Genomic DNA, 21,097 nt, shown 5'->3' with positions numbered 1-21,097 from the left:
GGTGCGGGGCCTCTTCGCATCAGGGCGTCGCCGCCACCCCGCCGGGCGGCGTCAGTTCCTTCAGTCCGCCGTCATGGCCCAGCACGAACAGCCGCACCCGCTGGCCGGTCAGTTCGGGCGGAACGGCCAGGCTGAAGCCGCTGTCGGTCATCCGCCCATCCTTCAGCACGGCGGCGACATCGGGCCGCGCGCCGCCGGTCGGGGATGTCGCCACGATGTGGTCGCCCACCCCCAGCAGGACGAAGGCGGCCGGCGCCGGCACCGCCGCATCGACCGCCCAGCCGAGCGCCGCCAGCGAGCCGGAGGGAAGCTGCGTGAAGCGGTCGAGCGAGCCGAGCAGCCCGCCATCACGCGGCGGTGCTTCCAGCCGCAGCCGTGCCGACGCCTCATCCAGCTTGCCGGCTTGCAGCAAGGTGGCCAGCATCGCCCGCTCCGGCCGGCTGGCGGCGTCGGCCAGGATCGCCTGTACGAAGTCGGCCTTCAGATCGTAGGCGGCGTGGAGGAAGGGCGCGATGTCGCGCGGCGAGGCGGAGGGGCAGACCAGCGGCTGGTTCCAGTCCATTCCGTCCGGCTTGCGGATGGCGTGCAGATAGGTGGCGACGCAGCGTTCCGCCGCCGCGTCGCGCTCCGCCACCATGCGGTTGAGTCCGGCGACGCTCCAGTGCCGCCAGAAGGCGTCCGTCCCGGCGCCATGGCCGACGGCGAGCGCCGCCGCCAGCACCACACCGGCCATGGCCCCCATCCCCGTCCGTCGGCCAAGCAGCAGTGTCCAGCCGGCGACCGCGGCAGGGAAGGCCAGCAGCACCGGATAGGCATAGCGCGGGATGGTGCCGCAGCGCAGGGCGTTGGCGATGCCCTCGCCGCACAGCCCGGCCCGGCCCAGCGCGGTGGTCATGGTGACGATCACCGCCCCGGCGATCAGCCCGGCGATGGCGAGGGCGGCGTTGCGGTTCTCGCGTCCGGTGCTGCCCAGCAGCAGGCCCGCCGCCGGGATGAGGCAGAGCGCCAGGGCCGCCGCTCCCGCCGCCAGCGACAGCGGCGCTCCCACCGCCTCCACCGGCAGGCCGGCGGCGGTGGCGAAGGCGCCCAGCTGGAAGGCCCAGAAGCCGCTGTGCCAGGGCAGCACCAGCGGCTGGCCGGTGTGGTTGGCGTAGGAGCCGTGGAAGGTCATCCATAGCATCGCCGCAGTCAGCAGCAGCCCGCCGCCGACCGCCACCAGTGTCCTGCCATCCAGGCGGTCCCGCCACCCGTCCCGGCGCAGGGCCAGCACCGCCCCGGCCCCGGCCGCCCCCAGGGCATAGCTGGCGCCGAACACCCCGGTGGAGCCGAAGGCCAGCAGGAACAGCGTCGCCAGCACCAGCCGCCCGCGGGTCAGCGTGTGAAGGAACAGGAACAGGCAGGTGAAGAAGATCGGCTGGGCCAGCCCCATGTGCTGGTAATAGAAATACTCGTTGTTCAACGTGCCGGTCAGGAACAGCCCGGCCGCCGCCACCGGCACCGCATCCCAGGCCGAGCGCACGCAGTCCCGCAGCAGCACCAGCGCGTAGGAGGCGAGCATGGCGGCGAAGGCCAGCCAGCCGACCAGCCGGAAGGCGAGGAAATCGACGCCGATGGCCTGCCACAGCCCGTGGGTCAGCAGCTTGAAGAAGGGCGCCACATGGTCGCTGTCCTTGGCGAAGACCGACTGGACTGTCAGCGGCTGCTGCACGCCCTGGGCGGTGCCGAAGAAATAGCCCCAGTCGTCCCAATAGGGCAGGCCGGTGCTGGCATGCATGTTCATGCCGAACTGATAGGCGACGATCAGCGCCCCCAGCCCCAGCAGCAGCCCGACCAGGATGCGGGCGAACGACGAACCGCGGCTGGTGGGGACATCGGAGCGGGCAGCATTGCGCCTGTCCGCTCCCCCGAACGCACGGGGGAGCGGACGATCCAGACTGTCTAGGCTCATGCGGCGTTTTCCATCGGTGCCGGGGGCTGGGCCGGGCGGTCCAGCGCGGTGGCGAGCGCGGTCCAGGCCCACAGCAGGCCGCGGTGGTCGGCCTGCCCGCTGCGGTGCTCGTCCCAGCGCGCCGCCAGCCAGGCGCCGTCCACCCCGATGCGCGCCGCGGTCTCCATCGGCGGCTGGGGCAGGTGGCGTAGCCAGCGGCTCAAGGGGATGCCGAAGCCCTTCTTGGGCCGCGACAGGATCGCCGGCGGCAGCAGCGGGGCCATCGCCTTCTTCAGGATCCATTTGCGGGTGCTGCCCCGGATGCCGTTCGGCTGCAGTTTCACCCCGGCCGGCAGCCGGCTGACGAAGGCGACGAGGTCGCGGTCGAGGAAGGGCGAGCGCGTCTCCAGCGAGCAGAACATGCTGGCGCGGTCGGCCTTGATCAGCAGGTTCTCACCCAGATAGAAGCGGCCGTAGAACTCGATGGAGCGGTCGACGTCGTGCCGGCTGGCGCCCGAGCGCCACAGGGCGTCGGCCTCGTCATACAGCCCGTCGGCGGTCAGCTCGGCGCCGAACAGCCGCGACACCTCCTCGACCGACGCCGGCCCCAGCCAGGCCGGCATCCAGTGCGCCGGCCGGTGGCCCAGCCCGCGCAGCGCCCGGCGCAGCTTGAAGTCGAAACTCATGTTGCGGTCCGACCGTGGCAGCCGGTGGGCCACCGCCTCGGCCAGCCGGTGCAGCGGGCGGGGGACGGCATGGTGGTAGAACCGCGCCGTGCGCAGCGCGTCGAAGGTGTCGTATCCTGCGAACAGCTCGTCGCCGCCGTCGCCGGTCAGCGCCACCGTCACCCGTTCGCGGGCGAAGCGCGACAGCAGGTGCGTCGGCAGGATCGACGGATCGGCGATGGGGTCGTCCAACCGGCCGAGCAGCTCCGGCAGCATCCCCGCCGCGGTGTCGAGGTTCAGCGTGCGGCAGGCATGGTCGGTGCCGTAATGGCGCGCGGCGTCGGCGGCATAGCCGCTCTCATCGAAGCTCGGCTCGTCGAAGCCGATGGTGAAGGTCTTCATCGACGCTGGGTCGCGGTGCCGGGCCGCGAGCGCCACGATGGCGGCACTGTCGATGCCGCCGGACAGGAAGAAACCGACCGGCACGTCGCTCAGCATGCGGCGTTCCACCGCACGGTCCAGCAACTCGCGCAGCTCCTCGGCCCACTGGTCGGGACCGCCCGGCGGCTGGTCGTCCACCACCATGCGGTATTCCCAGTAGCGGCTGACCGACAGCCGGCGGCTGGTCAGGTCGTAGACCATGCTGCAGCCGCCCGGCAGCTTGCGCACCGCAGCATGGGCGGTCAGCGGCGCCGGGATGAAGCCGTAGGCGAAATACTTGACCAGGGCTGTGCGGTCGAGCGTGTCCGGCACCGACGGGTGCGACAGCACCGCGGTGGCCTCCGAGGCGAAGACCAGCCCGTCCGGCGTCTCGGCATAGAACAGCGGCTTCTTGCCGAAACGGTCGCGGCCGAACACCAGCCGGCCCCGGCGGCGGTCGTGCAGGCAGAAGGCGAACATGCCGTTCAGCCGCTCCAGCATGTCCAAGCCCCATTCCCGGTAGCCGTGCAGCAGCACCTCGGTGTCGGAATGGTCGGTGACGAACCGGTGGCCGGCCTGCTCCAGCGCGCGGCGCAGTTCGGGGGCGTTGTAGATCTCACCGTTGTAGACGATGACCAGATCGCCCTCCGCCGTCGCCATCGGCTGATGGCCGCCCTCGATGTCGATGATGGCGAGGCGGCGGAAGCCCAGATGCACCGGCAGGGCGCCACTGGTGTCGATATGGACGCCGTCGTCGTCGGGGCCGCGGTGACGGATGATGCTGGTCATGACGGCGAGGTCGCGCTCGCCGCCGGGTCCGGCGAAGCCGGCGAAACCGCACATGGGGCTGCTCTCCCGAAGGGACTGCCGAGGGTGGCGACGGGGGCTAGGTGTAGCGCCTCGCCCGGCCGGGTGCCATGGTGAAATGCCGGACCCGGGATGCCGGAGATGCGGCGACAGAGCGCGCGCGGGCGGAAAGTCGTGGCTTCCGGTTCCTGCTTTGGCTACAGCAGGGGCTGTGGCGTGCGGCCAGTCCGGTCGGGTCGGATGGAGCGGGTGGATGATCGGTGGGCCAGTGGATCTGGAAGGCGGCTTCAACCGCATGCGGCCATGCCGTCACGGCTTGATGGTCTACAACCGCAACGACCGCTATGTCGGCCGTTCCCTCGATCTCTACGGCGAATATGCCGAGTACGAGGTGGCCCTGTTCCGCTCGGTCGTGCGTCCGGGGGACGTCGTGGTCGAGGTCGGGGCCAACATCGGCGCCCAGACCCTGCCGCTGGCCCGCATGGTCGGGCCGTCCGGCACCGTCATCGCCTTCGAACCGCAGGAGATGCTGTTCAACCTGCTCTCCGCCAATCTGGCCCTGAACGGCATGACCAACGTGCGGACCCGGCGGATGGCGGTGGGAAGCGAGGCCGGTGCCATCCGGGTGCCGACGCTCGACCCGAATTGCTCCAACAATTTCGGCGCCCTCGGTCTCGGCGGCTGGGAGTATGGTGAGCTGGTTCCGCTGGTGACGCTGGACAGCCTGGACCTGCCGTCCTGCCGCCTGCTGAAGGCCGATGTGGAGGGCATGGAGGAGGCGGTGCTGCGCGGGGCCGGCGGGCTGATCGCGCGCCACCGGCCGGTGCTGTATGTGGAGAACGACCGGCGCGACCACTCGCCCGCCCTGATCGGGCTGATCCGGTCGATGGGCTACCGGGTCTGGTGGCACACGGCCCGCCTGTTCCATCCCGGCAACTTCGCCGGCAACCCCACCGACCAGTTCGGCGGGGTCGGTGCCGTCAACCTCATCGCCCTGCCGCCGGGCAGCGACATCCATATCCCCGAGCCCGAGATCGCCGACGATCACGCTTGGTGGCAGTAAGGCGGTTCACGGTGAGGCGGTTCAGGCCCCCGCCCGGTCGGCCTCCTGTTCCAGGACTTCGCGAACCGCGGCGGCCATTCCCGGCCAGCTGTAACGCCTGCTCCGGTCGAAGCCGGCCTGTATCAGGGCGTTCCGGGTCTCGGGACGGCGGACGGCGCGCAGGGCGGGGATGAGGCTGTCCGGAGACCGCGGGTCGATGTAGAGCGCCGCCTCGGCGCCCACTTCGCGCAGCACCGGCAGGTCGGAGGCGACGACCGGGCAGCCGCAGGCCATCGCTTCGATCAGCGGCAGCCCGAAGCCTTCGTAGAAGGACGGGAAGGCCAGGGCGGTCGCCGCATTGTACAGGCGGACCAGCGCGTCGTCCTCCGCCCGCACCAGCCGGACCTCGACCCCGTCCGGCAGGCCGTTCAGCTGGTCCGGCGAAGCATGACGGCTGGAGCACAGGACGGGCAGGCGTTCCTCCGGCGGCATCCGTGCCAGGGCCTGGACCAGGGCCACGCCGTTCTTGTGCTCGTGCAGACCGCCCACCAGCAGGAAGAAGCCGTTGGGGCAGCGCACCTCGGCCCGCAAGGCCTGGCGGTCGGTTTCCGGCAGCACGCGGAACGAGGGATCGACCCCCGGATAGGCAAGGCTGGTCCGCCCGGCGGTTTCCGGATGCAGGCGCTCCAGATCGGTGCGGGTGCTTTCGGAAATGCAGATGTAGCGCCGGGCATAGGCGATGGCGGCCCGCTTCTCGGCCCACATCGGCTGCGTCAGGTTCATGTTCAGCATTTCGGGGATCATGTCGTACACCATCATCACCGACGGGATGGTCAGTGGCGTGGTGTAGTAGGTGGAGATGAAGACCCCGGCCTTCTCCTCCTGGCCGCATTGCTCGATCAGCCGCCGCTGGCGCTGCGGGTCGGCATAGTCGTGCGGCTCGATCATCCGGTAGGGAATGCCCGGCACCCGCGGCGCCCAGCCGTTGCGGTCGAGGACCAGAAGCCGCTCGGCGAAATCGGTGCCGCTCCACTCCTTCAGCAGGCTGTGCCAGACACGGGCGATGCCGGTGCGCTGAAGCTGGAAGAAGACGGAATCGATCATCACCCGCGGCTTGGCCGGGGTGCGGCGGATCTGGAAGTGCAGGCGCTGCGGGCTGGCAAGGGCGGGAGCGGAGGCCGGACGGGCGGCGCGCAAACGCTCCAACACGGCCTGCGCGTCGGCTGCGACATGCTGGTAGGGAGCCTGCCGCACATGGCGCTGCAAGCTGCGAAGGCCGCTCTCCAGCGTTCCCCCCTGATCGGCGAGCGCCTTGCCCAGTGCGTGGGCCTGGTCCGGCGAATAACGCAGATGCCTGGGGCGTTCCCGATAGAAGACATGGGTCAGGCCGTTGCTGTGCAGCCGCATGCCGTAGCGTTGAGCCACCATGTCGAGAGCGCGCAGCGAGTAGAAAAAGACATGCTGGCCGTTGTCGGGGGACAGGTAGAACCAGTCGGGTCCCTCCCCGCGATAAAGCTGGGTCGTGGTGACGACGATGTCCGAATCCGCGGCGAAGATGCCATCAAGGTCCTGGGCTGGATTTGGCAAGTGCTCCAGCACCTCGAACGCCGTGGTGACCGGAAAGACGGACGTTGCCGTATCCTTGCGCGCGAACCCCAGCGCATAGTGATTGTCGACATATTTGTCGTGCAGGAAGAAGGCGAAGCCTCTATCCCGCATCATGCGGGTGAACAGGCCGTTGCCTCCGCCCCAATCCAGGCAAGGGGTTCCCGCCCCGACGCCAAGCTGCTCCAGCAGGGGCGGAACCGTGAGCGACAGCAGTATGCTGCGCTGCACGATGCCGACGTCCTGCATCATGCAGTCCGGCGTATAGGCATCGTCCAGCCAATGGGGAGGATCGGTCTGCAGGGAACCGCACTGGGTGCATTCCCAATAGCCGACCTGGTGACGGCCGAGAAGCGTCATCTCGAACACACGGATCGCATTGCCGCCGCACAGCCGGCATGAACTGGTGGGGACTGTGGTCATCGTGGAACTGCTCACGCCCTATACCGCTGCCGCATGTCGGCTTGAATGGTCTCCCATACAGTGCCGAAGACGGTTTCCCAAGAGTGATTCGTCCGAATCTGTTCGACCACGCCGGCGCTGCGCGCCTCGTATTCCGCCGGGCTCATCGCCATCGCCGCGAGGATGATCTCACGGTTCCTGGCGGTGTCCTGGGTGAGGTAGATCGCATGGGGGGAGCGGAAGCCGCTTTCCGGGGTGACGATGGGCACCAGCCCGCGCGCGCAGTTCTCCAGGATCGCGGTGGCCTGCGCATCCAGGGAACTGGTGTGGATGTAGAAGGCGCACTGCTCCTTGACGAAGTGGTCCACCTGCGGATTGCTGTTGTCCATCCAGCCCAGCGAGATGACCTCCTTGTCGCGGATGCGGAGCCGCTGGTTGGGATAGCTGCGCAGGTTGCCGCTGCCCAGGTGCAGCCGCATCCGGCTTGGGTCGATGCTGTCGAGCAGCAGGTCGAACCCCTTGTGCGGTTGGAGGTCGCTCAGATGGAGCAGGCCGTTCATGCTTTCCGGGGTGTATCGGCGGGGCGTTCCAAACAGGCGCGCTTCACACCCCATGTCGATGCGGACCAGCTTGTGCTTGATCCGGCCGATCGGCGTGTCGACCGGCAGCGCCTGGATCTGCTCGTACCAGTACTCGCCGCAGATGCCGAAGATCAGCCGGGCGGCATCGAACTGGCTGTCGACGAAGGGAGACCATTTTTTATGCTCCGCGATCTGCACAGGCAGGATCGGGACCATGATGTAGGTGTTGGGATGGCAGGGCTCGCCCGGCGACAGGGCGTTGTCGCGGACCCAATCGTCGCTCACCCCGCCGGCCGGATCGAAGGTGGTGTGGCCAAGCAGGATGTCGGACGGGTTGCGGGTCACCCGGGAAGCGGTAAAGCTTTCCAGATGGATATCCGTGTGTTTTCCAAGGACCCTTCGCGCATGCTTGCAGATTTCGGCATTGTTCGCTTCGTACTTGTTATAGGAATCTTCCCTGAAGATGTATGGTGACCAGAAAAAGTGAAGCATCAACATCTCCATGGGTATGCAAGGCGTCTTGTGTTCGTCTGTGGAAAAGGCGGGAAAAACAGGAAATCACGGTATCTTCAGATGATTCATCCTGTCGCGCCAATGGGCCAGGAACAGGATGCCGTCGCGTCTGGCGAATGAGCTCACCGTCCTTTGCCGCCTGTCTTCTCCATCCCGGATTTCCGTGGCGGTCCGTATCTGGGACCAGTCGGGAATCACGGCGCATCCGCACTCCGTGTAGAGCGGATCCAGGATGCTCGACGTGACGATCGGAATGGCGCCCGTTGCCAGGCTCTCCCACACGCGCATCGTGTCCACCCCGTTGCCCCGCGGGCAGAGAACGAACTTCGACATCCCCATCAGTGCCAAATAATACCGGTAATCCATCCGGCTCTCGCAGATGAACACGCCCTCCATGGGAAGCTGGCTTCTATCCACCGATGTCTTGGACAAGAAGGTGCAGAGAATCTCGATGGGACGATCGTTCCAGGGCAATCCGCCCGCATGGTCGAGAATAAGGGATTGCCGGCCATAGGGCCGCTGCTTCTCGGTAAACCCGATCGGAAGCTGGTGAACGGACGATGACCATTTCGGCAGATTGCAGCCCCACCATTCCCGCACCCTCGGGTCGTCGAGCAGATGGCGGTGGGCATCCGGAGTGATGTCGCTCACGCCAGTGACCAGAACGAAGGGGTTGTTGATCAGGTGCAGGACATGGCTCTCGAAGAACGGCAGAAGATCCGTCTTCACGAAGACGCTATCCCCCGCCTTCACTTCATGAGGACGGAAAGCCGGGTTCGAGTGGAGGGGAAGGACTCCGAACTGCTCATAATATTCCTTTGCGCAATCCAGGATGTGATCGCACAGGAGGGGAATCGAATTGTACCGCAGAAGGCCGATCTCTTCATCCATGTCGCACTTCTTCCCGAAAACGATATGAAACAGGCCCGACTCTGGACCTGATCGGTCTCATGGCGGCGGACGTTCAAAGCCGGACGGTGGTCATCCGCGCACCCAGGCCTGGTACAGCCCGCCGAAGATCATCGGATGCTCCGCCTCCAGCCGGTCCCAGCGGGCCAGCGAGGTCATCGCCGGGTCCTCGGGGAAGCGCTTGCGGTAGAGTGCCGCCACTGCCGGGTCGGCGAGCCGGAAGCCCAGGAACTCCAGCTTCAGTGCTTTGAGCGCATCGGCCAGCCAGGGCAGGGTGACGTGCAGTTCATGGACATGCATCAGCAGGTCGCGGCAGGCGCTGGTGCCGTAGAAGTCCGGAGAATGGATGACGGCGCGCGCCGGATGACCCTCCGGCAGGGACTGGATGTCGCGGCGGACGTGCCGGATGCCGTCCAGGGTCGGCGGGTGGCCGCGCTCGGCGATGAACTGACGGGCGGCCAGGATGGGGCGGCGGGCGGCGGCGCTGTAGAACCCGATCTCCATCACGCCATGCGGGCGCATCATCCCGCGCAGCACGCGCAGGCCCGCCAGCGGGTCTTCCATGTGGTGCAGGACGCCGACGCTGTGGATCACGTCGAAGTGGCGGCCCAGCGCTCCCAGTTCCAGCAGATCGGCCTGGGCGAACTCGATGTTCTTCAGTCCCAGGCGCCGGCTCTGGCGGGTGGCGTAGGCAAGGCTGCGGCGGCTGAGGTCGACCGCCAGCACCCGCGCGTTCTTCAGGGTGGAGGCGGCCCACACCGCCTCGCGCCCGGTGCCGCAGCCGGCGACCAGCACCTCCGGCGCCTCCCAGCCCGGCGCGTCCCAGGCGGGGGAGGCGGGCAGGGCGGCATGCGGGAACAGGGCGTGCAGGAAACGGGGCAGCGGCACCGGCTCCGGCAGCAGGCCGGTGGTCATCCAGCGCGGATAGGGGTTTTCCTCGTACTGGGCACGCACGCCGACCGATACCGGGTTGCTGACCGGCGTCAGCGCCGGCAGCTCCGCCTGGATCGCCGCCTCGGCCAGCGGCTCGGCGACCTGCCGGTTCAGCAGCCGGGCGATCTCCTCGGGCCAGGACATGGCCTGCAGGGCGGCCGCCCGCTCCCAGCGGTAGAGCGGCCGGTAGGCGCCGAGCAGGGCGACCAGCACCGCCGGCGGCGGCTCGCCGCCCGCCAGTGCCGCCTCGGCGGCGCGGATCAGCACCGCCAGCACCTGGAACTCGCCGTCGGTCTCGGCGAAGACGTATTCGTTGAGGAAGCACTGCTCGGCGAGGGCCGCGCACAGGGTGCGCCAGGACGGTCGGTCGGGCAGGCCGGGGCCGGTCAGTGCCAGCATCAGCACCCGGCGCAGCCGGGTCAGCGCCCGTTCCAGCGCGGGATCGCAGACCGGTGCGGCGCGCAGATGGGCCAGCAGCAGCGCATCCTCCGCCAGTCCGGCAAGCGAGCCATCGGCCAGCAGCGCCAGACTTTTCCCGTCCAGCGCCCGCCCCTCATCCTCGGGCCCCGCCTCCAGAGCGGCGAGAGCCTTGAGGACGGGCGATGCCATCAGGACGCCGGCGATGGCACGGGACAGGCCGGCGCTTTCCACCTCCGGCCGCCCGAGGGCCGCCAGCAGGTCGGCGCGCAGGCCCTCATCCACCCCCTCGCCGGATGCGGGCGGTCCGGCGTCGCGCAATGCTTCGACGAAGGCGATCCAGTTGCGCGGCACATCGGGGGCGAGACGGATCGCCTTGCGCACATAGGGCAGAGCCTGGTCGCGCCAGCCGCCTTGCAGGAACAGGGCTGCGATGCCGAAGCACAGCTCCGCATCCTCCGGCGCGGTGCGGGCGATGCCGAAGGCCTCGGCTTCCGCCTCGGCGGTGCGGCCGGCGGCGATCAGCAGCGACAGCAGGGTGCGGCGCAGCGCCAGGGGAAGCGGCCGGCCGGCGGCGGCGCGGCGCAGTTCCTCGATGGCGGCGTCGGGGTTGCCGGTCTCCTGGTGCAGGCGGGCGAGGTTGTTGTGGACCTCCGGCAGGTCGGGGGTAAGGCGTAGCGCGTCGCGGTAGGCTTCCAGCGCGCCTGCGGCGTCGCCGCCGGCCTGGAGGGCGGTGCCCAGATTGGCCAGCAGCGCCGTCCTGCTCCTGTCTTCCGGATCGGGGATGAGCGCCAGACCGTCGCGGCAGACGGCGACCGCCTCCTGCCAATGGCCGGCGACGCGCAGGCTGTCGGCCAGCCGCAGCCGGGCGTCGAGATGGCCGGGATCGACCGTCAATACCCGGTGGAAGGCGGCGATCGCCGATTCCAGCTGGCCGGCGCGGTGGTGCAGGGTGCCGATCAGGTGCAGTGTTCCGGCCAGCCGCGGGCGCAGCGCCACCGCCTGTTCGGCCTGCTCCAACGCCTCTTCGTCTCGCCCCAGCCTGGCCAGCAGCGAGGCGTGGTTGCCCAGGATCTCCGGCAGGACCGGCCGGTGGGAGAGCGCCCGGCGGAACAGGGCCTCGGCCTCCTCGGCCCGGCCCTCCAGCATGCGGACCAGCGCCAGGGTGCCCAGCGCCTCGGCCTGCGCCTGACGCAGGGCCTGGGCCGGCTGCGCAGAACCGTCGGCAAGACGCAGCGCCGTGTCGCAGGCGGCCGCCGCTTCGGCCAGCTGGCCGCGGCGCAACCGGGCGAGCGCCTGGGCGCGGTGGGCCTGGATTGCCGCCGTCTCTTTCGCAGCCGTCCCTCCCGCAGCTTTCCCTCCGGCCGCCCCGGCTTCTACCCGCCGCAGCGCTTCGGCTGCCGCGGCATAGCCGTCGTCGTTGCGGCCGGCGGCGATGAAGGCCAGGGCCAGCATGCTCCAGCCCTCGGCCCTGTCCGGCTGCCTGCGCACCGCCGCCTCGGCCCAGGCCACCGTCTCGGCCGGCCGGCCCAGGATGCGGGCGGCCTCGGCCAGCGACAACAGCCCGGCCGCATCCTGCGGCGGGGCGCCGCACAGCGCGCGGTACGGCCCCTCCGCCTCTTCCGGCCGGCCGGACCGGCACAGCTCCAGCACCTGGGCCAGACGATGACCGGCGGCCCGATGGTCCGGACCGCTCTGGCCGGCCTGGCTTTGGTCGGCCAGGCTCTGACCGCTCTGGCTTTGGCCGGTCGGAAGGCTGGCGGTCCCGGATGCGCTGTCGGTGGTCATAGGGCAGGACCTTTGGGCTGGAGGGGAGCCGGAGGGGAGGATGGGGCTGCCGGGCCTCAGTAGGCTTGGTAGGATTTTTCCTCGACCAGGTCTGAGCCGAGCAGGCGGTTCAGGTCGCGCTTCAGCGCCGCCCGGCGGTCGTTGGTGTGGTAGACCTGCCGGGCCAATTCGACGAAGCGCGGGCCGAAATCCTTCGCCCGCTCGCAGTCGCGGATTTCGTCCTCGACCTCCCACAAGGTGGTGTTGACCGCGCGCAGTTCGTCGATCAGCGCCGCCACCTCCGGACGCGCGGTGTCGGCCTGCGCCGCCACGGCGACCAGCGCCTCGCGCTCGCGCCGGACGTTGGCCAGCTTGTCGGCATCGGCGATGCGCTCGGTCTTGATGTCGAGGATGGTGATCTTGTCCAGCAGTTCGCCCCAGGAGACGGGCGCGAGGATCGGCATGTCGGAAGGTCCGGTTCTGAGGTGGGGGGAGGAAGCGGCGCGTTGGCGGAGCGCGCGCTCCAGGCGGTTGATGGCGTCGTCCCAGCTCTGCGGGCGGGACTGCCGGAACAGGCGCATGGTCGGGTACCATGGGCTGTCCTCGCGGTCGAGCATCCAGCGCCAGTCCGGGGCGAAGGGGACCAGCACCCAGACCGGAACGCCAAGCGCACCGGCGAGATGGGCGACGGAGGTGTCGACGCAGACGACCAGATCGAGGCCGGCCATGATGGCGGCGGTGTCGGCGAAGTCCCTGATGTCGGGCGACAGGTTCAACAGGGGGAAGCCGCCGGGCGGGTCGGCCGCCTGTCCTTCGGTCGGTCCCTTCTGGATGGAGACCAGGCTGACGCCGGGGATCGCGGCCAGCCGGGCGAAGGGAGCGAGGCCGATGGAGCGGTTGCGGTCGTTGCCGTGGGTGGGCGACCCCGCCCAGACGATGCCGACCTTCAGCCCGCCCCCGTCCTTTTCCAGCCCCGCCAGCCGCTCCCCCCAGCGCGCCACCAGCTCCGGCTCCGCCCTCAGGTAGGGAACGCGATGGGGGATGGTGTCCATCTGGGTTCCGAACACCTCGCCCAGGCTCAGCATCGGCAGATGCAGATCGAAGTCGTCGGCGGCAAGCTGGCCGCTGACGACACGCTCCAGGCCGGCCAAGCCGGCCATCACCCGTTGCAGCGGTGCCGGCAGCCCCATGATCACCCGGCCGCCGCGCGCCGCCACCAGGGGGACGTAGCGGCAGAATTGCAGGGTGTCGCCCAGCCCCTGTTCGCCATGCAGCAGGATGCGGCGACCGTCCAGCGGTTCTCCCGTCCATCGCGGCTTGGGCATGTCGGCGTGGGTAGGTGCGTCCTTGCAGCGCAGCCGCCATTCATACTCGCGCCAACCCTCCTCGAACCGGCCGCCGACCAGCAGGGCCATGCCCAGGTTGCGGCGGGCGTCCGGACCGGCGGGGTCGATGGCGACGGCACGGCGGAAGCCGGTGACCGCCTCGTCCAGCCGGTTCTGGTTCAGCCGGGCGTTGCCATGGTTGGCATAGCCGCCGGCGAAACCCGGGTCGACGGCGACGGCGCAGGCATGGGCGTGCGCCGCGTCCTCCAGCCATCCCTGTTCCTGCAAGGCAAGGCCGAGGCTGCTGTAGCCGGGAGCAAAATAGGGATCGAGCGCCACGGCGCGGCGATGCCACGCCGCCGCCTTCTCCGCCCCGATCCCCGTCTTGTCCAGCCCGCGCAACGCGATGCCCAGATTGTTGCAGACAGCCATGTGGGCCGGGTCGATGGCGATGGCGCGGGCATAGGCGGCGATGGCATCCGGCAGGGCGTCGCCTTCCTGTAGGACATTGGCCAGCCCCGCATGCCCCTCCGCCCCGGCGGGGGCGAGGCGGACGGCCCGGCGATAGGCGTCGCGGGCCTCGCCCGGGCGAAGCAGCCCGCGTTGCAGCCCGCCCAAATTCTCATAGGCGGCGGTGAAGTCCGGGCGCAGGGCGATGGCGCTGCGGTAGGCAACCTCCGCCCCGGCCGCATGGCCCCGGTCGCGCAGCAGATTGCCCAGGTTCAGCCGCGTTTCCGCCATGGCGGGATCGATCCGCAGGGCGCGGGCCATCAGGCGGAGAGCCGCTGCCCCCTGCCCGGCACGCCGGGCGACCAGCCCCAGCAGATGCAGCGCGTCGGATTGGTCGGGCGCGATCTCCAGAATACGGCGGTAGATCCGCGCTGCCGCGGCCAGCTGGCCGCTCTGATGATGCCGCACTGCTGCGGCGAGCGCGTCCTGAATGGTCGCCATGCTCGATCGGTCGTCCCTGGCCCTTGTGTGTGTCTCTGTGTCTCTTGTGTGGTGGCTGCCCGGTGGCGCCTGCCGCCGCAAGGGAATAACGGGTGTTCCCGAATTCTCCAAGCGCATCCTCGCTGCGGCGATAATCGAAATACAGCCCGTGTTATCAACTTGTAACAACGTGACCGTCCCCATCGAAGCCAGAGCTTGGCAGCAGATCGGCAGCGAAGTTGTGCAAGTCTCGCAAGTCTTCGTCGCTGTACACTCGATTCGAGAACGGTTCCCTCCTTCCTGGGTCACTCCCACGCTTGGATGCCGACAGAACAGCGGGTACCACCAACTTCATGCGTCCTGTGGCGATTTCGCCATACCCGGAATTTCTCAAGCCATTGCAAAGGCTTGGGCGAATGGCAGTCCGCCGTTCGGGATAGCGGATCCGGGGAGCGTCACAAGACCGGCCAGTTCGGTCTACCCACTTCGGTAGAAACGGATTGCCATGGGCGCAGTCCTTCGGATAACAAGGGCATGGTGTGTTAGTTCGCGCTAGGACTGAGTCTGTCTGCCTGCACCCAGTGTGACGCGCACCATAGAATGGTTCATCCGCCGGCGAGCCAAACCTGAAGGGGATTACTGATGGCTGGAACCTACACCGTAGGCGTAACTACGGGTTCAACCCTAACATTGGGGCTGTATAGTACAATTATCGGTAACGTTGGTACCGATGTCATCACGCTCGGAACGGTCGGTAACACGGTATCGATTTCGACGCTTGAGACCCTGATCGGTAGCACTGGGACCGATTTCATCACCTTGACTTCCGGTTCTACCCTCCAGGTTTCGCTGCTGGAAACCCTGGTTGGTAGCAACACCACCGACGTGGTCACGATCGCCACGTCCGGCTCCACCATGCTGGTGAACCTGCTTGAGACGATCACCGGCGGGGTGGGGACGGACGTCGTCACGCTGGGCACCTCGGGCAGCACCCTGCTGGTCGGCGGCATCGAGACTCTGACCGGCGGTGTTGGCACCGACGTCGTCACCCTGGGCACCGCGGGCAACACGGTCCTTGCCAGCCTGATCGAGACGGTCACCGGCGGTGCGGGTACCGACATCATCACGCTGGGCACGGCCGGCAGCACCATCCTGGTGAGCCTGGTCGAGACCCTGACCGGCGGCGTCGGCACCGACGTGGTGACCATCGGCACGACCGGCGGCACCCTGCTGGTCACCGGCATCGAGGCCATCACCGGCAGCACGGCCACCGACGTTGTCACGCTGGCCACCGGCGGCAGCACCATCACGGTCGGCGCGATCGAGACGCTGACCGGTACGGCAGCCATCGACGTCGTCACGCTGGGCACGACCGGCAGCACCCTGCTGGTCAACGCGATCGACACGATCACCGGCGGTGTCGGCACCGACGTCGTCACGCTGGGCACGGCGGGCAACACGGTTCTGGCGGGCGGCATCGAGACGCTGTTCGGCCAGGGCGGCACCGACATCATCACGCTGGGCACGGCGGGCAACACTCTGGCGGTCACCGCCATCGAGACCCTGACCGGCGGCGTCGGCACTGACGTCGTGACGCTCGGCAACCTGGGCAACACCCTGCTGGTCACCGGCATCGAGGCCATTGCCGGCGGCAGCACCACCGACGTCGTCATCCTGGCTGCCGGCGGCAGCACCATCACGGTCGGCGCGATCGAGACCCTGACCGGTACGGCAGCCCTCGACGTCGTCACGCTGGGCACGACCGGCAGCACCCTGCTGGTCAACGCGATCGACACGGTCACCGGCGGTGTCGGCACCGACGTCGTCACGCTGGGCACCGGCGGCAACACCGTCACGGTCGGCGCGATCGAGACCCTGACCGGTACGACCGCCCTCGACGTCGTCACGCTGGGCACGACCGGCAGCACCCTGCTGATCAACGCGATCGACACGATCACCGGCAGCACGACCTCCGACGTCGTCACGCTGGGCACGACCGGCAACACGATTCTGGCGGGCGCGATCGAGACCCTGACCGGCGGTGTCGGCACCGACGTCGTCACCCTGGGTTCGGCCGGCAACACGGTTCTGGCGTCCGGCCTTGAGATCCTGGTCGGCGGTGTCGGCACCGACGTCATCACGCTGGGCACGGGCGGCAACACGCTGACCGTTCGCGGCCTCGAGATCCTGACCGGCAATGTGGGCACCGACGTCGTCACCCTCGGCGACACGTCCAACACGCTGACCGTCGGCGGCATCGAGACCCTGACGGGCGGCTCGGCCACCGATGTCGTCACGCTGGGCACCGCGGGCAACACCCTGCTGGTCACCCTGGTCGAGACCCTGACCGGCGGTGTCGGCACCGACGTCGTCACCCTGGGTTCGGCCGGCAACACGATCCTCACCAGCCTGCTTGAGACGATCGCCGGCGGCGCCGGTTCCGACCTCGTCTTCCTCGGCACCACGGGCAACACCGTCGTTGTTTCGGGCGTCGAGATTCTGGTCGGCGACACCGCCATCGACGCGGTCACGCTGGGCACGGCCGGCAACACGGTGCTGCTGCGCGGCATCGACGTGCTGACCGGTTCGTCGGGCACCGACATCGTCACCCTGGGCAACACCGCCAACACGCTGACCGTCGGCGGCATCGAGACGCTGACCGGTGGCGCGACCACCGACGTGGTGACCATCAGCACGGCCGGCGGCACCCTGCTGGTCAACGCGATCGAGACCCTGACTGGCGGCTTGGGCACCGACGTCGTCACCCTGGGTTCGGCCGGCGCGACCATCCTCACCAACCTGCTGGAGACGATCACCGGCGGCACGGGTTCGGAACTGGTCTTCCTCGGCACGTCCGGGTCGACGGTCCTGGTGTCGGGCATCGACATCCTGATCGGCGGTATCGGCACCGACGTCGTCACGCTGGGCACCGCCGGCAACACGGTGCTGCTCCGCGGCATCGAGGTTCTGACCGGTTCGTCGGGCACCGACATCATCACGCTGGGCGACACGGGCAACACGCTGACCGTCAGCGGCCTCGAGACGCTGGCCGGCGGTACCGCTTCCGACTTCGTCACGCTGGGCACGGCGGGCAGCACCCTGCTGGTTTCGGGTCTGGAGACCCTGACCGGTGGCGTGGGCACCGACGTCGTCACCCTGGGCTCGGCCGGCAACACCGTCCTCGCCAGCCTGCTGGAGACCATCACCGGCGGTGCGGCGACCGACGTCGTCGTCCTGGGTACGGCGGGCAGCACCCTGCTGGTTTCGGGTCTGGAGACCCTGACCGGCAGCACGACCTCCGACGTCGTCACGCTGGGCACGGCCGGCAACACCGTCCTCGCCAGCGTGCTGGAGACCATCACCGGCGGTGCGGCGACCGACCTCGTCTTCCTGGGTTCGGCCGGCAGCACGGTCCTGGCTTCGGGTCTGGAGTTCCTGATCGGCGGTGTCGGCACCGACGTGGTCACGCTGGGCACGGCCGGTAACACGGTCATCGTCCGCGGCCTGGAAAGCCTGACGGGTTCCTTCGGCACCGACGTCATCACCATCGGCGATACCGGCACCACCATGGTGGTTTCGGGCATCGAGACGCTGGTTGGCGGTGCGGCGACCGACGCCATCACGCTGGGCACGGCCGGCAACACCCTGCTGGTTTCGGGTCTGGAGACCCTGACCGGCAGCTCGGGCACCGACGTGGTCACCATCGGTTCGGCCGGCGGCACGCTGCTTGCCAACGCGCTGGAGACGATCACCGGCGGCACGGGTTCGGAACTGGTCTTCCTCGGCACGTCCGGGTCGACGGTCCTGGTGTCGGGCATCGACATCCTGATCGGCGGTATCGGCACCGACGTCGTCACGCTGGGCACCGCCGGCAACACGGTGCTGCTCCGCGGCATCGAGACGCTGATCGGTAACGTCGGCACCGACATCCTGACGCTGGGCGACACGGGCAACACCGCCACGGTTTCGCTGTTCGAGACGGTCATCGGCGGCACCGCCACCGACGTCATCTCCATCGGCACCGCCGGCAACACCCTGTTCGTCTCGGCCGTCGAGACGCTGACCGGTTCGTCGGGCACCGACGTCATCACCATCGGCTCGGTCCTCGGCAACACCATCCTGGTGTCCGGTCTGGAGACCCTGACCGGTCAGGTCGGCAACGATGTCGTCACCCTGGGCACGGCCGGCAACACCATCCTGGTGTCGCTGCTGGAGACCCTGACCGGCGGTATCGGCACCGACGTCGTCACGCTCGGCACCGTGGGCGGCACCCTGCTGGCCTCGGGCATCGAGACGATCACCGGCGCTTCGGGTACGGACCTCGTCTTCCTGGGCTCGGCCGGCAACACGGTCCTGGCTTCGGGTCTGGAGTTCCTGATCGGCGGCACGGGCAGCGATGCGGTCACGCTGGGCACGGCCGGTAACACGGTCATCGTCCGCGGCCTGGAAAGCCTGACGGGTTCCTTCGGCACCGACGTCATCACCATCGGCGATACCGGCACCACCATGGTGGTTTCGGGCATCGAGACGCTGGCTGGCGGTGCGGCGACCGACGCCATCACGCTGGGCACGGCGGGCAACACCCTGCTGGTTTCGGGTCTGGAGACCCTGACCGGCAGCTCGGGCACCGACGTCGTCACCATCGGTTCGGCTGGCGGCACGCTGCTTGCCAACGGTCTTGAGACGATCACCGGCGGCACGGGTTCGGAGCTGGTCTTCCTCGGCTCGGGCGGGTCGACGGTCACGGTGTCGGGCATCGACATCCTGATCGGCGGCGTGGGCACCGACGTCGTCACCCTCGGCACGGCCGGCAACACGGTGCTGCTGCGCGGCATCGAGACGCTGACCGGTAACGTCGGCACCGACGTCCTGACGCTGGGCAACACGGGCAACACCGCCACGGTTTCGCTGTTCGAGACGGTCATCGGCGGCACCGCCACCGATGCCATCACCATCGGCACCACGGGCGGCACCCTGCTGGTTTCGGGTCTGGAGACCCTGACCGGTAGCACGCTCTCCGACGTCGTCACCCTCGGCTCGGCCGGCAACACCCTCGCGGTGACGCTGATCGAGACGCTGAACGGCGGCACGGGCGTCGACGTCGTGACGCTGGGCACGGCCGGCAACACCCTGCTGGTCTCGGCTCTGGAGACCATCACCGGTTCCACCACCACCGATCTGATCACCATCGGCACGGCCGGCAGCACGCTGCTCGCCAACCTGCTGGAGACGGTCACCGGCGGCTCGGGCACCGACGTGATCTTCCTGGGTTCGGCCGGCAGCACCGTCCTGGCCTCGGGCATCGAGATCCTGGTCGGCGGCACCAACACCGACGTCGTCACGCTGGGCACTGCCGGTAACACCCTGATCCTGCGTGGCCTGGAGACCCTGACCGGCTCCTTCGGCACCGACGTCGTCACCATCGGCGACACCGGCACCACCATGGTGGTTTCGGGCATCGAGACCCTGGCCGGCGGCGCAGGCCTCGACCTGATCTCGCTGAGCACGGCGGGCAACACCCTGCTGGTTTCGGGTCTGGAGACCCTGAGCGGTGGTGTGGGCACCGACGTCGTCACGCTGGGCACCGTGGGCAACACCCTGGTCGCCAACGCGCTGGAGACCATCACGGGCGGCACGGGTTCCGACCTCGTGTTCCTGGGTTCGGGCGGTTCGACGCTGCTGGCGTCGGCTCTCGAAATCCTGGTCGGCGGCACGGGCGTGGATGTCGTCACCCTCGGCACGGCCGGCAACACGGTGCTGCTCCGCGGCATCGAGACGCTGACCGGTGGTGCTGGCACCGATGTCATCACGCTGGGCAACACGGCCAACTCGCTGATCGTCGGCGGCATCGAGACGCTGATCGGCGGCCTCGCCTCCGACATCGTCACGCTGGGCACCGCGGGCAACACCCTGCTGGTGGGCGGCATCGAGACGCTGACCGGTGGCGTGGGCACCGACGTGGTCACCATCGGCACGGCCGGCGGCACGCTGGTTGTGAGCGACATCGAGACGGTGATCGGCGGCACGGGCCTTGAGGTGATCTTCACCAGCACGGCTGGTTCGACCCTCACCGTCTCGGGTGCGGACTTCGTGATCGGCGGCGCCGGCACCGATGTCCTGACCCTGGGTACGGCCGGCAACACCACCACCATCCGCGGCATCGAGACGCTGATCGGCGGTGCGGGTTCCGACCTGGTGATCCTGGGTGACACCGGCAACACGCTGACCCTGGGTGCGAACCTGGAGATCCTCGTTGGTGGCGCTGCCACCGATGTGGTGACCATCGGCACCGCGGGCACGACCCTGCTGACCCGCGGCATCGAGACCCTGATCGGCGGCGTCGGCACCGACGTCATCACCCTGGGCGACACGCCGAACACCATCACCGTGACGGGCATCGACACCCTGACCGGCGGTGCGAACACCGACATCGTCTTCACGGCCACCACCGGCGTGACGATGACGGCTTCGGGCGTCGAGTTCCTGGTCGGCGGCACCGGTTCGGATGTCGTGACCCTGGGCTCCTCGGGCAACACCGTCATCACCCGCGGCATCGACACCCTGTCGGGCGGTGCGGGCAGCGACCTGGTGTTCCTGGGCGACACCGGCGTCACCATGGCGCTGGGTTCGGGCATCGAAATCCTGGTCGGCGGCGCTGCCACCGACGTCGTCAGCCTCGGCACTTCGGGCAGCACCCTGCTGACCCGTGCGGTCGAGACCCTGATCGGCAGCGTGGGCACCGACGTCATCACCCTGGGTGACACGCCGAACACGGTCACCGTGTCGGGCGTCGAGACCCTGGTGGGTGGCGCCAACACCGACATCGTCTTCACCAGCGCGGCTGGCGTGACGAT

Annotated in this window: 9 protein-coding genes; 2 read left to right on the top strand and 7 right to left on the bottom strand. The window is 68.8% G+C overall.

The features are described 5' to 3' along the window. Positions 1-19 precede the first annotated feature (19 nt). Together J2848_RS35280 and asnB are read right to left on the bottom strand one after the other, a co-directional pair. Entirely contained in the window at positions 20-1,948 is a 1,929-nt protein-coding gene (locus J2848_RS35280; protein ID WP_149235635.1) for a hypothetical protein, read from the bottom strand. Beyond that, on the bottom strand, positions 1,945-3,855 hold the full coding sequence (gene asnB / locus J2848_RS35275) for an asparagine synthase (glutamine-hydrolyzing) (RefSeq protein WP_149235636.1): 1,911 nt from the start codon (positions 3,853-3,855) through the stop codon (positions 1,945-1,947). The genes J2848_RS35280 and asnB overlap by 4 nt, the downstream gene beginning before the upstream one ends. 217 nt (positions 3,856-4,072) lie before the next feature. Between asnB and J2848_RS35270 the strand changes: the two genes are divergently transcribed. Then, positions 4,073-4,882 (top strand): FkbM family methyltransferase, encoded by an 810-nt coding sequence (locus J2848_RS35270; RefSeq protein ID WP_170307322.1) that lies wholly within the window; start codon positions 4,073-4,075, stop codon positions 4,880-4,882. A 21-nt stretch (positions 4,883-4,903) separates the two neighbouring features. Here the strand turns inward: J2848_RS35270 and J2848_RS35265 are convergent, their stop codons facing one another. The 5 genes from J2848_RS35265 to J2848_RS35245 all read right to left on the bottom strand — a co-directional run bounded on the left by J2848_RS35265 (position 4,904) and on the right by J2848_RS35245 (position 14,264). After that, positions 4,904-6,889 carry a glycosyltransferase gene (locus tag J2848_RS35265; protein WP_149235638.1) on the bottom strand — a complete coding sequence of 662 codons (1,986 nt, stop codon included), beginning with the start codon at positions 6,887-6,889 and terminating at the stop codon, positions 4,904-4,906. Positions 6,890-6,900: 11 nt separating this feature from the next. Further along, positions 6,901-7,794 carry a glycosyltransferase gene (locus J2848_RS35260; protein ID WP_170307323.1) on the bottom strand — a complete coding sequence of 298 codons (894 nt, stop codon included), beginning with the start codon at positions 7,792-7,794 and terminating at the stop codon, positions 6,901-6,903. A gap of 213 nt (positions 7,795-8,007) precedes the next feature. After that, the gene (locus J2848_RS35255; protein WP_149235640.1) at positions 8,008-8,853 is read right to left on the bottom strand and encodes an exostosin family protein; all 846 of its coding nucleotides are present in this window, start codon (positions 8,851-8,853) and stop codon (positions 8,008-8,010) included. A gap of 90 nt (positions 8,854-8,943) precedes the next feature. Beyond that, positions 8,944-12,009: a class I SAM-dependent methyltransferase gene (locus J2848_RS35250; RefSeq protein WP_149235641.1), complete on the bottom strand. Its 3,066-nt coding sequence runs from the start codon at positions 12,007-12,009 to the stop codon at positions 8,944-8,946. Between the two features lie 56 nt (positions 12,010-12,065). After that, positions 12,066-14,264 (bottom strand): tetratricopeptide repeat protein, encoded by a 2,199-nt coding sequence (locus tag J2848_RS35245; protein ID WP_246194541.1) that lies wholly within the window; start codon positions 14,262-14,264, stop codon positions 12,066-12,068. A 798-nt stretch (positions 14,265-15,062) separates the two neighbouring features. Between J2848_RS35245 and J2848_RS35240 the strand changes: the two genes are divergently transcribed. Continuing rightward, the coding region (locus tag J2848_RS35240) for a calcium-binding protein (protein ID WP_253568841.1) at positions 15,063-21,097 on the top strand (6,035 nt) is incomplete at its 3' end.

This window comes from Azospirillum lipoferum (assembly GCF_024170005.1).
Classification (GTDB): domain Bacteria; phylum Pseudomonadota; class Alphaproteobacteria; order Azospirillales; family Azospirillaceae; genus Azospirillum; species Azospirillum lipoferum.
The sequence above is the reverse complement of the archived record's forward strand: the minus strand, read 5'-3'. Positions and strand labels throughout refer to the sequence as shown.

Bases quoted from the DNA above. Each gene is read 5' to 3' on its own strand.
- J2848_RS35280 (WP_149235635.1), bottom strand. From the start codon at position 1,948: ATGAGCCTAGACAGTCTGGATCGTCCGCTCCCCCGTGCGTTCGGGGGA.
- asnB (WP_149235636.1), bottom strand. From the start codon at position 3,855: ATGTGCGGTTTCGCCGGCTTCGCCGGACCCGGCGGCGAGCGCGACCTC.
- J2848_RS35270 (WP_170307322.1), top strand. From the start codon at position 4,073: ATGATCGGTGGGCCAGTGGATCTGGAAGGCGGCTTCAACCGCATGCGG.
- J2848_RS35265 (WP_149235638.1), bottom strand. From the start codon at position 6,889: ATGACCACAGTCCCCACCAGTTCATGCCGGCTGTGCGGCGGCAATGCG.
- J2848_RS35255 (WP_149235640.1), bottom strand. From the start codon at position 8,853: ATGGATGAAGAGATCGGCCTTCTGCGGTACAATTCGATTCCCCTCCTG.
- J2848_RS35250 (WP_149235641.1), bottom strand. From the start codon at position 12,009: ATGACCACCGACAGCGCATCCGGGACCGCCAGCCTTCCGACCGGCCAA.
- J2848_RS35245 (WP_246194541.1), bottom strand. From the start codon at position 14,264: ATGGCGACCATTCAGGACGCGCTCGCCGCAGCAGTGCGGCATCATCAG.